The sequence below is a fragment of the Achromobacter sp. HZ01 genome, assembly GCF_003267925.1.
Classification (GTDB): Bacteria; Pseudomonadota; Gammaproteobacteria; order Burkholderiales; family Burkholderiaceae_B; genus Achromobacter; species Achromobacter pulmonis_A.
In genome coordinates, this window is sequence record NZ_LWKV01000002.1 from 1237305 (window position 1) to 1251925 (window position 14621).

Here is a 14621-nt window from a genome sequence, read left to right on the forward strand (position 1 = left end):
GTTTTTTCAGTATCGGACGACGTACCCCGTATATCCATACGTGCAGCTACGTACAAAAATACGTACAGAAAGATCACACGACGTTGGACACCCGCCTGGCAAGATCGCCCTTGAGCAGCTCCGCCAACCGGGTCAGGCCCTGCGTCAGGCGATTCCGGTCGATGGCTCCGCCCAACGACACACGAAGCGCTGCGGGGCTGTGGGCCTCCGTGGAAAACGACTCCGAGTCGGTGACGCTCACCCCTTGTTGCAGCGCCGTTTGCGTAAGCCGGTAGAGGTCGATATGACGCGGCAACTGGAGCCAGAGATGCAGCCCGTTCGGGTCGGCCTGGATATTGCCGGGCAGGATCGATGCGGCAATGGCCTGCCGATGCCGCAGCTCGTTCTTGACCTGTGCAAGCCATTGAGCGGCAGCCCCCGACGCTATCCAGGCCGAAGCCATTTCAGTCATCCAGGGAGCGGGCATCAGGGCCAGCGAACGCAGGGCATCGAGAACCGGACTCAACGGCTCACCGGCAGGCACGACCAGGTAAGCCGTTCGCAGCCCTGGCGCCATGCATTTGGATAGCGTCGAGACGTAGTAGACCGGGGCCGCGGACGTGTTGGCGGCCAATGAGAACATCGTGCTCGGCGCACGATCGCTCAACAGCCAGTAGGGATCGTCCTCGATCACCGGCAGCGCGTATTCCTCGGCAACACGCAACAGCGCCGTCCGCCGCTCGTGGGAGAGCGTCAGCGCAGTGGGGTTCTGGATCGTCGGATTCAGGTACAGCATCGCGGGACGATGCTGCTCGCACACGCGCTGGAGGTCGGCGGGGTCCATGCCGAGTTCATCCGACTTCACCCCGACGGCCTGGCGCTGAAGTACGCGTACCGCGGCCAGGAAACCCGGATAAGTCAGCTCATCGCATGCAATGGCGTCTCCGGACTGGCTCCTGGCCAGCAGCAGCGCCGCGATGGCGGTCTGGGCGCCCGGGCAGACCACGATCCGCTCGATCTCCGTGTCGCCTATCATCGGCCGCAGCCATTTCGCCGCTGCTGCCCGATGCCGGCTGGCCCCCGCCCCCACGTGATAGCTCATCAGGTCCATCGAGCTTGCCGCCGCCTGCGTCGCGCCGCCGCCTTGCGCAAGCATGTGCAGAAACTCCGCGCTGCCGAGCAACGGCGGGATATTCATGCCCAGGTCGATCGTCCCCGCCGTTTCGGAGTCCGAATAGGCCACATAAGTCCCGCCCGACCCCTGGGCTTCCAGCAGGCCTTGCTGGCGGACCTCCGTGTACGCCCGGGTGACGGTCGTGAGATCGACGCCCAATGCCTGGGCCAGCTCGCGCTGCGGGGGCAGGCGGTCACCCGCCCGAAGCACGCCGTCCTCCACCGCCGTGACGATTTGCGCGGCGATCTGCTGGTACCGGGGGCCCGAGCCCGCGGTCAGGGGCCGCACCCAAGACGTGTTTGCTTTCTTCAGGCGACGTGGGAGAGACATGCCTTATCTTGATGTATGGGGTTTTTGCACCCTGCACAGGCAGGAAAAAACATACAAACCGAGAAATTCAACAGTTTGTATGGATTTTGACGCTAAAATTCGGCTGGTTTGTAGGGAGTATAGCGTTCACTCCGCGCGTCCGACCTGCGCTCGTTTCGAGGAAATGATGAATTTTTGGATCCCTGTAGTCTTCGGTACGTTCAAGCTCCTCGTGTTGGGCACGGGCATGTATCTCGCCATCAAGTCCCATTACGACGGAGAAAAAGAGGAGAAGAAGAAAAAGCAGGAGATGAAGGCGCCGTAGGGCCGGTCCTTTGTCGCTAAGCTGCGAGTTTGTCGGCGGCCTGTTCCGGCGCCCATGCTCAACCAGTGACAGCGGCGCCGCTGTCTGTCCGGTGCCTACAGCGCGCCGTAGGCGTCGTGGACCAGGCGGTCGATAGCTTCGTACATCAGGCGCAGGCGATCGAAACGCCCGGCGTCCCGGGTGATGGGGTCGGCGCTATTGGCCATTTCGATGATGGGCAGCGCCACCAGTTCCACCGGTGTGTCGGGCTTGAGTTCGCCGGCTTCCACGGCCTGCCTCACGCCCGCCACCACACTGCGCTGCAGGTCGTGCGAATAGCGCGCCAGCGCTTCGCGCGCGGCCGGGGTGATCAGGGCGCTTTCCAGACGCATACGCGCGATCAGGCTCCACGGATTGCTGGTGTTGCCCTGCGGGTTGCGCTTCAGGTAGCGCATTTCGTTGAATTGCATGCTGAGCCGGATTTTCTCGGACAGCGAGGAGGCCGACAGCCAGATCTGGTCGAAATGACCGATCGTGCGCTGACAGTATTCGATGGTGACGTCCTCCACCAGCTCGTGCTTGTGCCGGTAGTGGTAGTGAACGTTGCCCCGGGTGCAATCGAGCGCCTGCGCGATCTGCTGAAAACGGAAGCCGGAGCTTCCATGCTCGATCAGCATATCGGTGGCGACTTCCTTGATGCGCTCCTTCATCGGCACCTGAGTCTGGGTTTCTTTCACCGTATGAATTCCTCCTGCATGCGGGCGCTCCGCCAGGCGCGGACCTGCCGCATTTTAGGGCATCCGATCCGTGTCGCCGGCGCTAGGCGGCGGTCAGGCCGCCGTCCAGCACCAGGGTGCTGCCGGTGGCGAAAGACGCGTCGTCGCTGGCCAGGAAGACGATCGCCCGGGCGACCTCTTCCGGGGTGCCGAGCCGGTTCAGGGGCTGGCGCGCCGCCAGCGTGGCGCGCAAGGCCTCGGGATCGGGGCTGCGCGCGTAGATGTCGCGGAAGTACGGCGACTCGATGGTGCCGGGCGCCACGCAGTTGATGCGTATGCCCTCGGCGGCGTGATCCAGGGCCATCGCGCGGGTCAGCGCGGCCACGGCGCCCTTGGAGGCGCAATAGGCGGCGCGCTCGCGCAGGCCCACAAGCGCGCCCGCGGAGGCGGTGTTCACGATGGCGCCGCCGCCCTGCCGCCGCATGATGGGAATGGCGTACTTGCAGCCATGGAAGACGCCATCGACGTTGACGCGCATGAGCTTCGCCCACTCGTGCTCGTCGGTGTCGACGACGTTGGCGGCGATGCCATAGCCGGCATTGTTGACCAGCACGTCCAGGCGTCCGTGGCGCTGCGCGACCGCCTCTATCATGCGGCGCATGGCGGCGGCGTCGCCCACGTCCACTTCGCGCGCTTCGGCGGTGCCTCCCCGCGTGCAGATGTCGCGGGCCACGGCTTCGGCGGCCGGCGCAAAGCGGTCGGCCAGGATCACGGTGGCGCCTTCGCGCGCCATCAGGCGCGCAGTGGCCTCGCCGATGCCGGAACCCGCGCCCGTCACGATCGCGATCTTGTCCTTCAAGCGTTGAGACATGGATGCTCCGTCAGCCTATGGTGAAAGACGCCAGGTGGCGCCGTATGGTGGACAGGACGCTCTGCGCTACCAGCCAGGAGGTCTTGGGATTGGTTGGCGCCGGCGCGTTGACCAGTTGGATCTGCATGTCGCCTAACGGGCTCGTGACCCGCACGGTGTGCTGGTTGCCGCAAGCCAGGGGATCGACGACGACCTCCACGCGTGTGCGTTCCATGCCAACGCCGGCCAGCGCCAGGGTGGCGGCCACGTTCAGGTTCTTCGGAAAGCGCAGCGCGGCTTCCCGCGCTGGGCCGTTGAACAGTACGCGGCTGGCGTCCAGCGTTTCCGGGTCGATGCCCAGGGCCAGTAATTCGGCTCGCCACGCGGCCACCGGCTTGCGGGATTCGTAGACCACCTGGGCATCGGCCCGGCCCGCCAGCGCCTGCAGGTAGTCCAGGCCCGCCACGGCGCCGGACGGCACGCGGATGCGGGCACGGCCGCGCTCCGCGGCAGCGATCAGGCGCGCCAGCAGCCCGTCGTCGGCCAGTGCGCCGACGGAACAGATCACCATGTCCAGGCCGGCCTCCAGGCAGGCCTCGCCGTACTGCTGGACCGCGGGCTGGCCGGCCATCTCGACGACCAGGTCGGGTCGCCAGGACAGCAGGTCGTCCAGCGTGGCAAGCGGCGCGATCCTTCCGGCCCATGGATCCGGGCCGGAGGCGGCCGGCGTGTGGGTAAGCGCGGCGAGGGTGAAGGCCGAGCCGAGATCTGCGAACAGGCCGGCGGCCACGTCCGAGGCGATGGCGCCGAGGCCGATGAATGCGATGCGGTGCGTCATAGGGAATACTGTCCAAGCCAATCCGTGAGCACCGCGGTGTAGTCTGCGGTGCGCACGACGGGGAAAAAGTGGCCGCCGCCGTCGAAGCCGTGCAGCGTCGCGCGGGGCAGCGCCGCGGCCAGCGCCTGCTGCAGCGCGAACGGGACGATCTGGTCGTCGCGCGCGCCCAGCACCAGCGCGGGCGCGGCGAGGCGCGGCAGGTCGGCCCGGCGGTCGTAGGCCAGCAGTGCGGCAATGCGTTCGCGCACGACGGCGACGCGCGCCGCTGGCCAGTCTCCCGCCGACGGCTGGATGGCCGCGGGGTGTTCCATCAGCCATCGAGCCGGGTAGGAAAGAAAGGCGCCGGTCTGTTCGTACAAGGCCGGGGAAGCATCCAGCAGGGTCAGGCGCATGGCGAACAGCGCCTGCATATAGGCGTCGGTCCCGCCCCAGGTTCCGCCCAGCACCAGGCCTGCCACGCGGTCGGGCGCCTGCAAGGCCATTTCCTGCGCGATACAGCCCCCGGTGGAGTGGCCTACCAGGTGTGCGCGGAAAATGCCGCGCGCGTCCAGCACAGCCCAGGCGTCACGGGCAAGCTGCGCGATGTCGACGCAAGCCTCGCCGCGGGTCGAAGCCGCAACGCCACGCTGATCGAACACCACGCAACGGCGCCGCGGCAGGGTGGCCACGACGGGCGCCCAGAACCCGCCGGTGCCGCCCAGTCCGCTGACCAAAAGCACTGGCTCGCCTTCGCCCGTCTCGCTCGCCGCCAGCCTGGCCCCGTCCGGCAGGGGCACGATGAAGTCGGTCATGGCCGGGGCCGCCTTACTTCGCCGCCCGGGCGGCCTCGATTTCGGCCAGGAACTGCTCGCCCCCAGGCGCCGCCTTCGCGATCTCCGGCCAGGAGCCGCGCGCGGCAGCGCGGAACGGCGCCAGGTCCGGATACTGCACGTTCACCCCGCGCTGCTTCAGCACATCGAAGGCTTCGGCCAGCTTCTTGTCCTGGAACTGCACGGCCACCTTCATGGATTCACGTCCCGCTTCCACCACCGCCGCGCGCACGTCCTCGGGCAGGCGGTCAAACTTGGATTTGGAAATGATGAACAGGCTGGGCAGTTGGTGCACGGCGGTTGCCGAGTAGTACTTGATCACTTCGGCAAAGCCGTCGGCCACGGTCTGATCGGGGCTCAGTTCGGCGGCGTCCACCACGCCGTTCTGCAGACTCAGGAACAGTTCGGCGTAGGCGGTCGGCGTGGGCTGCGAGCCCAACGCCTTGTAAGCCTCGACGAAGCCGGGAGACTGGATCACGCGCACTTTCAGACCCTTCATTGCGTTCAGGTCCGGGATCGGCTTCATGGAGGCCAGGCTGCGCGCATACACCGCGCCCCAGCCCAGGCCCACCATGTTGTACTTGGGTAGCACGCCCAGCAGGCGGTCACCTACCGGTCCCTGGATGATGCGGTTGGCCTCCTGGTAGTCATTGAACAGGTACGGCAGCGACAGCACACGGTATTCCTTGACCGTGTTCTCCAGCGAGGCCTGCGCGACGATCATCGCATCCACCACCCCGGTACGCGTGCCCTGGACGAGCTTGAGCTCGCCGCCCAGGCCGCCCGAGGGATAGAGGGTGACATTGACCTTGTCGCCGACTTTCTGCTTCATGAGCTCGGCGAAGTGGAGGCCGGCGGCCTGGTACGAACTGGTGTCGCCCAGGGCATGCCCGATGTTGATCTGGATGGGCTGGGCGGCGGCGCCCAGGGAAACACCGGCCAGGGCCAGCGCGGCGAGCAGGGATTTGACGATAGTCATTGAGCACTTCCTCTGGAACTTACGGGTTTAAAAAAAGCGGGCGTAGAGCGTCGGCCCATAGGTGATGATCATCAGGTCCAGCAACAGCACGGCCAGGAACACCGAGAGCGGCCGCATCAGGCGCTCCATCGATACCTTGGCGATGCCGCAAACCAGGAACAGGTTCACGCCGACCGGCGGCGTCACCATGCCCACCGCGAGGTTGACGATGACGATCAGGCCGAAATGCACGGGGTCGATTCCCAGACTGACGGCGACCGGCGCCAGGACCGGCGCGAGGATCAGGATCGCGGCGAAGGTCTCCATGAAGAGGCCAACCACCAACAGGGCCACGTTCACCAGCAGCAGGAACACCAGCGGGCTGTCCGACACGCTCAGTAGCGCCTGCGCCACCTGTTGCGGGGCCTGGTAGAGCGACAGCACATAGGCGAACACCGAGGCGAAACCCACGATCAGCAGGACGATGCCCGACGTGACCGCCGATGACCAGAAGATGGCGGGCAGGTCCTTCCACTTGATCTCGCGGTAGATGAAGACGCTGACGATGAAGGTGTACGCGACGGCCACGACTGCGGCCTCGGTCGCGGTGAAGAAACCGCCGTAGATGCCGCCGAGGATGATGACGGGCATCAAGAGCGAGAGGCTGGCATGGCGCAGCGCGCGCCAGACATTGCCGGCCCATTCGCCGAAGCCGAGCTTTTGCGAGGCGCCGTAGTCGTGCAGGCGCGACATCACCATGATGGTGGCGATGAGCGACAGGCCGATCAGCAGACCCGCCGGAACGCCGGCCACGAACATGTCCGCCACCGAAACGCCAGTGAGCATGGCGTAGATGATCATCGGCACCGACGGCGGCAGGATCACGCCCAGCTCGCCGCTGGAGGCGATCACCGACGCCGCGAACGGACGCGGATAGCCCCTGCGCTCCATCTCCGGGATCATCACTGAACCGATGGCGGCGGTGGTGGCCGACGAGGAGCCGCAAATGGTCGAGAAGAACATCGTGGTCAGCACCGCGGAGCCTCCCAGCCCGCCCTTGACCCAGCCGATCAACGCCAGCCCCAGGTCCATCAGGCGGCTGGCGATGCCACCCGTCTGCATCAGGCGGCCAGCCAGCACGAAGAAGGGCACCGCCATCAGCGCGAACGAGTCCATCGCTTCGAACATGGTCTGGGGAACCGCCAGCAGCGGGACGTCGCGCGCGAGCAGCGCCGGCAGCGGGGCGATGCCCAGACTCAGCGCCACCGGAATACTGGCGGCGAACAACAGCAACAGCAATACGACGGCAGATAGCATGATTACTCCGCAGCATGGGCCTGACCGGTGTGGCGGATATCGCCACGCTGCAGCAGGCATTCGCCGATCAGCGTCAGGGTGTTGAGGAACATGAGGCCGAATCCGAACGGCATCGCCAGGTAAACCCAGACCTTGGACAGCGACAGCACCGGGCTCGTCTCTATCTCGCCGAACTCCACGAACTGCAGGCCCAGCGCGATCATGAGGACGAAGAAAGCCAGGCAGCCTAGCAGCGCGGCATAGCGCAGCAGGCGGCCCAGCGCCGCCGGCAGCCGCGTGACTACGAGTTCGAGCGCGATCAGCTGCGCATGGCGGCAAGCCACACCCGCGCCGAGGAAGATGATCCAGATCATCAGGTAGCGAGCCACCTCTTCGGTCCATGGCGCTGCCACATTCCATCCCAGCCCGGTCAACAGGAAGCGCACGGCCACCTGCCATAACGTGCATAGCGTCATGCCCAGCATCATGGCCGCGAGCAGCCAGCACACCAGGCGGTTGAGTCCGTCCACGGCGCCTATCAATTTCATGGTTTTTCCCCTGTGTAATCTCTTAGCGCCACGCGCACGCCGGCGATCGCCCGGTCGCGCCATTGCCGCTTGGCAGCCAGCCCGTCGAGCGGCAGCGCCTGCCGCAGGGCCTGGTCCAGCGCCGTGATCAGCGCTTCATCCACGGGCGCCGGCAGGCCCTGCCCGGCGGCCATGTCGTTGAAGATGTGGCCGTAGCGCCGCAGATAATCGGCAATGCCGCCAGGGGCGTTCAGGTCCACACCTTCCAGCGGGCCCAGCGTCGCCCAGCGCAGGCCGAGTCCCTGGCTGATCAGCGCATCGGCGTCGGCCGGCGCGATCACGCCGCCCGCGATCATGCGGAACATCTCCATCAGCAGGGCGCCCTGCAGGCGATTCAGCACGAAGCCCGGAATCTCTTTATTGATGCGCACCGGGTGCTGCCCCAGTTCCCGCATGAAAGCGTCGGCCCGGGCCAGGACGTCCGGATCGGTCCAGGGAGCGGGGCACATTTCGACCACGGGCGACAGGTGCGGCGGTGTCATGGGGTGCGCGACCAGGCAGCGTCTTCGCCCGGCCAGGTCGGCGGTGAACTGGCTGGCGCCATAGGTCGAGGTGGAGCTGGCCAGCACGGCATGCGGCGGCGCCAGCGCGTCCAGGTCGGCGAACAGGCGGCGCTTGAGCTCCAGGTCTTCGGATACGGCTTCCTGCAGGTAGTCGGCCTGGGGAACCGCGGCGGCCAGATCGTCCGTGGCGCCGATGCGCGCGGCGGCGATGGCCGGTGTATCGCCGCCGCACAGCAGGCCCGCGCTGTCTTCCAGCATCCTGACCAGGCGCGCGGACAGATCCACCAGGCTGGCGGTGTCTCGCTCCACGACGGTCACGCGCCAGCCGGCGCGCGCGAACACGACGGCCCAGGAGGCGCCGATGATGCCTCCCCCCACAACGACTGCATGCTTCATGGTTTGCTGCTCAGCGGATCGGAGAAAACGAGACCGGCTTCAGGATCCGGGTTTGCTGGATGTCGATCAGGTCGGTGACCCGGTCCAGGTACGACTGCCATTCGGGATCGGCCAGCATGCGCGTGCGCGCGGCATCTCGCTCGTCCAGGCTGTCGTAGGCCCACCAGGCCACCACGTGGTTCAGCTCGCCGACTTCCGTCATGAAATAGCCCAGGAATTTGCCCAGGTATTTTTTTTGCAGCCCGAGGCCGTATTGCTCATAGGTGGACACGAACAGGCCGGCCTTGCCGGGCTTGATGCGGTAATCGCGTTCTTCGATAAACACTGGGGACATCCGTCGAGGGAAAAGAGGGAGGCGGCAGTCTCAGGACTTGGCGGTCCAGCCGAAAACCGTATTGGCTTCGATGCGTTCGATATCGTCCGGCCTCGGGAAAGGCGCGGGAGCGGATTCGCCCGGTGTGCGCGGCCGGCCGATCTGGCGGAAGAAATCGTCCAGCCCCCCGGGCATCAGCATCCAGAAAAAAGTCAGCGGCTGTTGGCCATCGTTGTGAAAGCGGTGCTTGCGTTGCTTGCCCAGAAACAGGCATGTTCCGGGCGCCATCGGGTATTCCTTACCGTCCACGAACGCGAGGCCTTGACCTTCCGTGACGTAGATCACCTCTTCGCGGTCGTCGTGGAAGTGCTCGCGCACGTGGCAGCCAGGCGCCACCGTCTGCGTGCCAGCGCTGAAGTCGATCGAGGCGCCGGTATTGGCGCGATTGAGCAAGGTGCGCACGAAACCGTTGGCCGGTACGGGCTGCCAATAGCTATCTCCCTCGTCCGGGCCGATCACCACGGCCACGCCGGGCTGATGTTCAGAAACCATCTCGCACTCCGCAAATTACTGACATGATAGTCAGTATATGGGAGCGGCGAGAACGGCATATAGTAGGGAATTCCCCCAATAAAACTGACATGAAAGTCAGTTATGGCGACGGTTCCGTGCCCTATGAAGCGGCTCTAGAATTCCTTTTCGCAGGAAAGCGAGTGTGCGTCCGGTTGGCAGGCCGTCGCGAAGCTCAATCCAGCCTGACGTTGGCCGCCTCGATCACGGACGCCCAGCGCTGCATGTCCTGCGCCAGGAAGTCCTTGAACGATCCGCCATCTGAGACCTCCGGCACGAAGCCGGTGGCGCCGATCTTCTCAACCACGCCGGGATCCTTAAAAGCGTTGATCGTGACCGCCGAAATCTTGGCCAGCACCGCCGGCGGCGTGCCGGCCGGTGCGAACAGCGCCGTCCAGGCATCGGCCTCGACATCGGGCACACCTTCCTGCGCCAGCGTGGGCAGATGATCGAGCTGCGGCGCGCGGTCCTTCGAGGCCACGGCCAGTGCCACAATCGAGCCATCATTGATAAAGGGCAGGACGCTGGGCAAAGTGGCGAACGACACATCCACGAACCCGCCCAGCAAGCCCTGGGCGACTTCCCCTGAGCCCTTGTACGGGATATGGGCCATCTTCACGTCCGCGCTGCGCATGAACATCTCTGCAACCAGGTGCGAGGCCGAGCCATTGCCGCTGGAGCCCACGTTCAGGTTCGCGCCGGGCTTGTTGGCCAGCTCGATCAGGCCGCGCACGCTGTCCACGCCCAGGTTTTTGCGCGCCACCAGCACGTGCTGCATGCGCGCCAACCCGGCGATGGGCGTGAAATCGCCCAGCGCGTCGTACGGCAGGTTGGAATAGAGCGCAGAGTTCGCGCCGTGCGTCTGGTTCGTGCCCAGCAGCAGGGTGTACCCGTCAGGCTGCGCGCGGGCTACTTCCTGGGTGCCGATGATTCCCGAGCCGCCCGGCTTGTTAATGATGACCGCCGGCTGACCCAGGTTATCGCTGTAGGTTTGCGACACGGTACGCGCCACCGACTCCAATGCGCTGCCCGCCGGATACGGAACCACGATGCGGATCGGCCGCGTTGGATAGACGTCCTGCGCCAGCGCCTGCGGCGTCACCACGACCAGTGCGAGCGTCGCAGCAGAGAGGGTACGGAACAGCGATTTCATGGTGGATCTCCTCCAGTATTTGCCCGTCCTCCTGGACGGGCTTCGTTATCGGCGTGGGCGCCAGTATTCAAACAGCCAGAAATCCTCCATCGACCGCCAGCACGGCGCCGGTGACATAGGCCGACATTGGCGAAGCGAGGAACGTCACTGGACCCACCAGGTCCTGCGGGTTGCCGAACCGGCGCATCGGAATACGCGCCATCAGGGCGCGGCATCGCTCGGGATCGTCTCTGCTGGACTGCGTCATGGCCGTTTCGATCACGCCGGGCGCCACCGCATTGACACGAATGCCGCGCGGCGCCAGCTCAAGCGCCAGCACCTTGGTCAGCATCTGAGCAGCCGCTTTGGACGTTGAATAGGCAATGGACTGCGCCGAGGCACGGCTTGCCGCGATCGAGGTGATGTTGATCACTGCGCCACGCGTGGCCGCCAGGCTCTCCAGGCAGGCAAACGTCATGCTGCGGATGCCGTCTACATTCACATCCATGGCCTGGCGCCAAAGCGCATCGCGCTCGCCGCTATCGAACGCATGCCTCGGACGCACCCCAGCATTGTTCACCAGCACGGAAATCGCCCCCATTTCCTTTTCGATCTGTCGTGCGATCGCGACGCAGCGCGCTGCGTCGCGCACATCCAGTTCATAGGCTATGGCGCGTGCACCTTCGGCACGCAATGCTGCGGCCGTGCGCTGCGCGCCGGCCCGATTGATGTCGCACACGGCGATCATCGCGCCCTGCGCGGCCAGGCCCTGCGCAATCGCTCGACCGTTGCCCTGCGCGGCGCCCGTCACCAAAGCAAGTACATTGTTCAGCAGCATGCCGCCAGCTTTCCTCGTGAAAGCCATCACTCTAGAAGCGAAGCGGACGACAGCCTGTATCGCAGGCTACAAAATCGCCGGGATTTTCACCGCGCCGTTAGAACAGCTCCAGCCGCTCGCGCAGGCGCTCGATGTCGCGAATTTCCACACCTTTGCCACGTGTGGAAATCAGCCCATCGGCGGCTATGGCTTTCAGCGTACGGGTCACCGTCACCCTGCTCAGGCCGGTCATACTGGCCAACTGCTCGTGCGTTAAGCGCAGCGATCGGGTCTCTTCCGAGCCTGCTGCAATGCGACCGAGCAGGCCTTCCAGCCGCTCACGTGGACTGGCCGATGTAGCCCGCAGCAATTTACCGATGAGAATACGGTGCTTGATGCCCAGCAATTGGATCAACGAGACGGCCAGAGCGGGTTCGGTGGCCAGCACTGGCAACAGCTCGGAGACCCGATACTCAGATACAACGGCGGGCGTCACCGCCCTGGCTGTGACATAGCGCGGCTCACCGACGAAGGCTGAGGCTTCGCCGAAAATCGCGTCCGGCCCGAAGATTTCCAATAGCAGGACTCCGCCATTGGTGCCGTGCACGATCGTATGCAAGAAACCTGACCGCACCAGGAAGAAACTATCATGTACATCGCCTTGCCTGTACAGCGTCTGACCTTCGGCGATCGCGCGCACCCGCCCCAACTCGGTATGCAGCAGCCAGGTTGCGCCGAATTTGCGCGATGTATCCCAGGATGAATAATTGACATCGATAACCACGGCCGCTCCTACGTGCAAGCGCGCCTGACGACGCGCGATCGCAGATTACCTGAAAAGGTGCGCCTATTATCCCAATGCCCTTTTCCAAGCGATGCATCACACCGAGGATGGTATGGAGTCGGTTGCAGCTTCCATTGCAGAAGCTAGCGGGTTGCGTTGTACACGGACGCCGCATGTCTTTTGGGGGGAGGCATCCTCAGCGGTCCCCCTCCTGTAGAGAAAGAGCCTGTTCATCTCACGATGAATTTGCTATCGGCCGAGACAAGCCCTTCTTTCATTCATACACATCCAGTCCTGGACCCAGCCCAAGTCATTTGATGGCATACCGCGTGATGAGCGTGGGGCAACAAAAGAAGGGCCGCCAAGCGGCCCTTCTGCACCCCTTCCCCGCCTCACTCCACCGTCACACTCTTAGCCAAATTACGCGGCTTATCCACGTCCGTCCCCCGCGCGCAAGCCGTGTGATACGACAGCAGCTGCAGCGGCACCGTGTGCAGGATGGGCGAGAGCTTGCCGTAGTGTTCGGGCATGCGGATCACGTGCATGCCTTCGGCGCTCTGGATCTTGCTGTCGGCGTCGGCGAAGACGTACAGTTCGCCGCCGCGGGCGCGCACTTCCTGCATGTTGGACTTCAGCTTTTCCAGCAGTTCGTCCTTGGGCGCGATGGTGACCACGGGCATGTGCTCGGTCACCAGGGCCAGCGGGCCGTGCTTGAGTTCGCCGGCCGGGTAGGCTTCGGCGTGGATGTAGCTGATTTCCTTGAGCTTGAGCGCGCCTTCCAGGGCGATCGGATAGTGCATGCCGCGGCCCAGGAACAGGGCGTTTTCCTTGGAGGCGAAGCGGTCGGCCCAGGCCATGATCTGGGGTTCGAGCGCCAGCACTGAGCCGATGGCCACCGGCAGGTGGCGCAGGGCCTTCAGGTGTTCGGCCTCCTGCTCGTCGCTCAGGCGCCCGCGCACCTGGGCCAGCGCCAGCGTCAGCAGGAACAGCGCGGTGAGCTGGGTGGTGAAGGCCTTGGTCGAGGCCACGCCGATTTCGACGCCGGCGCGGGTGATGTACGACAGCTTGCACTCGCGCACCATGGCGCTGGTGGACACGTTGCAGATGGTCAGCGTGTTTTCCATGCCGAGCGAGCGGGCGTGCTTGAGCGCGGCCAGCGTGTCGGCGGTTTCGCCGGACTGCGAGATGGTGACGACCAGCGAGCGCGGATTGGGCACGCTGTCGCGATAGCGGTATTCGCTGGCGATTTCCACGGCCACCGGGATCTTGGCGATCGATTCGATCCAGTACTTGGCGGTCAGGCCGGCGTAGTAGCTGGTGCCGCAGGCCAGGATCAGCAGGGAGTCGATGTCCTTGAAGATCTTGTAGGCGTCGTCGCCGAAGAGTTCGGGCGTGATCGCCTCGATGTCCTGCAGCGTGTCGCCGACGGCGCGCGGCTGCTCGAAGATTTCCTTCTGCATGTAGTGGCGGTAGGGGCCGAGCTCGGCCGCGCCGGTGTGCACGTGCACGGTGTGGACTTCGCGCTGCACGTTCTTGCCGGCGGCGTCGACGATCCAGACGCGCGCCAGCTGCAGGTCGACGACGTCGCCGTCTTCCAGGTAGATGATCTGGTCGGTCGTGCCGGCCAGGGCCAGCGCGTCGGAGGCCAGGAAGTTTTCGTTCTGGCCCACGCCCACCACCAGCGGCGAGCCCTGGCGCGCGCCGACCACGCGGTGCGGTTCGTCGCGGCAGAACACGGCGATGGCGTAGGCGCCATGCAGGCGGCGCACGGCGTTCTGCACGGCTTCGAACAGGTCGCCGGCGTACAGGTGGTTGACCAGGTGGGCGATGACCTCGGTGTCGGTCTGGCTCTCGAACACGTAGCCCACGGCCTGCAGCTCGGCGCGCAGTTCGTCGTGGTTTTCGATGATGCCGTTGTGGACCAGCGCGATGCGCGGCTCGTCGTTGCCCAGGTGCGAGAAATGCGGGTGGGCGTTGTGGGTGGCGGGCACGCCGTGGGTGGCCCAGCGGGTGTGGGCGATGCCGGTATAGCCCTGCAGCTTGTCCTGCTCGACCTGGGCGGCCAGCTCGGAGACGCGCTGCGTGCTGCGCGTGCGGCGCAGGTGGCCGTCGGCGTAGACGGCGACGCCGCAGGAGTCATAGCCGCGGTACTCCAGGCGCTTCAGGCCTTCGACCAGGATCGGGGTGATGTCGCGCTGGGCGACGGCGCCAACAATGCCGCACATAGGATGAGCTCCGGAAAGTTCAGGTACGGACGCATTGTGCTCGCGACGGCAAGAAATTTGA

16 protein-coding genes are annotated in these 14621 nt (G+C 65.2%); 1 reads left to right on the forward strand and 15 read right to left on the reverse strand.

What is annotated here, in order from left to right; all coding sequences use genetic code 11:
• Positions 1-73: 73 nt before the first annotated feature.
• On the reverse strand, positions 74-1483 hold the full coding sequence (locus tag A6B37_RS14710; protein ID WP_111826166.1) for a PLP-dependent aminotransferase family protein: 1410 nt from the start codon (positions 1481-1483) through the stop codon (positions 74-76).
• Here A6B37_RS14710 and A6B37_RS14715 point away from each other — a divergent pair.
• The gene (locus tag A6B37_RS14715) at positions 1482-1787 is read left to right on the forward strand and encodes a hypothetical protein (RefSeq protein WP_146748011.1); all 306 of its coding nucleotides are present in this window, start codon (positions 1482-1484) and stop codon (positions 1785-1787) included. The genes A6B37_RS14710 and A6B37_RS14715 overlap by 2 nt on opposite strands.
• Positions 1788-1882: 95 nt before the next feature.
• Here the strand turns inward: A6B37_RS14715 and A6B37_RS14720 are convergent, their stop codons facing one another.
• From A6B37_RS14720 to glmS, 14 genes are all read right to left on the reverse strand, one after another.
• Positions 1883-2503 carry a TetR/AcrR family transcriptional regulator gene (locus A6B37_RS14720; protein ID WP_111826168.1) on the reverse strand — a complete coding sequence of 207 codons (621 nt, stop codon included), beginning with the start codon at positions 2501-2503 and terminating at the stop codon, positions 1883-1885.
• Between the two features lie 82 nt (positions 2504-2585).
• Complete coding sequence (locus A6B37_RS14725) at positions 2586-3353, reverse strand: SDR family oxidoreductase (RefSeq protein WP_111826169.1); 768 nt, start codon at positions 3351-3353, stop codon at positions 2586-2588.
• A 10-nt stretch (positions 3354-3363) separates the two neighbouring features.
• Complete coding sequence (locus A6B37_RS14730; protein WP_111826170.1) at positions 3364-4170, reverse strand: aspartate dehydrogenase; 807 nt, start codon at positions 4168-4170, stop codon at positions 3364-3366.
• Positions 4167-4961, reverse strand: coding sequence for an alpha/beta hydrolase (locus tag A6B37_RS14735; protein ID WP_111826171.1), 795 nt, complete (start codon positions 4959-4961; stop codon positions 4167-4169). The genes A6B37_RS14730 and A6B37_RS14735 overlap by 4 nt, the downstream gene beginning before the upstream one ends.
• Before the next feature lie 13 nt (positions 4962-4974).
• Complete coding sequence (locus tag A6B37_RS14740; RefSeq protein WP_111826172.1) at positions 4975-5958, reverse strand: TRAP transporter substrate-binding protein; 984 nt, start codon at positions 5956-5958, stop codon at positions 4975-4977.
• 27 nt (positions 5959-5985) lie between these two features.
• Entirely contained in the window at positions 5986-7254 is a 1269-nt protein-coding gene (locus tag A6B37_RS14745; protein WP_111826173.1) for a TRAP transporter large permease, read from the reverse strand.
• A 2-nt stretch (positions 7255-7256) separates the two neighbouring features.
• Positions 7257-7781: a TRAP transporter small permease gene (locus tag A6B37_RS14750; RefSeq protein ID WP_111826174.1), complete on the reverse strand. Its 525-nt coding sequence runs from the start codon at positions 7779-7781 to the stop codon at positions 7257-7259.
• Positions 7778-8719, reverse strand: coding sequence for a 3-hydroxyacyl-CoA dehydrogenase (locus tag A6B37_RS14755; protein ID WP_111826175.1), 942 nt, complete (start codon positions 8717-8719; stop codon positions 7778-7780). Before A6B37_RS14755 ends, A6B37_RS14750 begins: the two co-directional genes overlap by 4 nt.
• Before the next feature lie 10 nt (positions 8720-8729).
• Positions 8730-9044: an NIPSNAP family protein gene (locus A6B37_RS14760; RefSeq protein WP_111826176.1), complete on the reverse strand. Its 315-nt coding sequence runs from the start codon at positions 9042-9044 to the stop codon at positions 8730-8732.
• A gap of 39 nt (positions 9045-9083) precedes the next feature.
• The gene (locus A6B37_RS14765) at positions 9084-9584 is read right to left on the reverse strand and encodes a cupin domain-containing protein (RefSeq protein WP_111826177.1); all 501 of its coding nucleotides are present in this window, start codon (positions 9582-9584) and stop codon (positions 9084-9086) included.
• A 193-nt stretch (positions 9585-9777) separates the two neighbouring features.
• A complete protein-coding gene (locus A6B37_RS14770) occupies positions 9778-10755 on the reverse strand; it encodes a tripartite tricarboxylate transporter substrate binding protein (RefSeq protein ID WP_111826178.1) in 978 nt (325 codons plus the stop codon).
• 67 nt (positions 10756-10822) lie between these two features.
• Positions 10823-11572, reverse strand: coding sequence for an SDR family NAD(P)-dependent oxidoreductase (locus A6B37_RS14775; protein ID WP_111826179.1), 750 nt, complete (start codon positions 11570-11572; stop codon positions 10823-10825).
• 97 nt (positions 11573-11669) lie between these two features.
• Positions 11670-12335 carry a Crp/Fnr family transcriptional regulator gene (locus A6B37_RS14780; protein ID WP_246842476.1) on the reverse strand — a complete coding sequence of 222 codons (666 nt, stop codon included), beginning with the start codon at positions 12333-12335 and terminating at the stop codon, positions 11670-11672.
• 392 nt (positions 12336-12727) lie between these two features.
• Positions 12728-14560 (reverse strand): glutamine--fructose-6-phosphate transaminase (isomerizing), encoded by a 1833-nt coding sequence (glmS, locus tag A6B37_RS14785; protein ID WP_102773081.1) that lies wholly within the window; start codon positions 14558-14560, stop codon positions 12728-12730.
• Between the last annotated feature and the right edge of the window lie 61 nt (positions 14561-14621).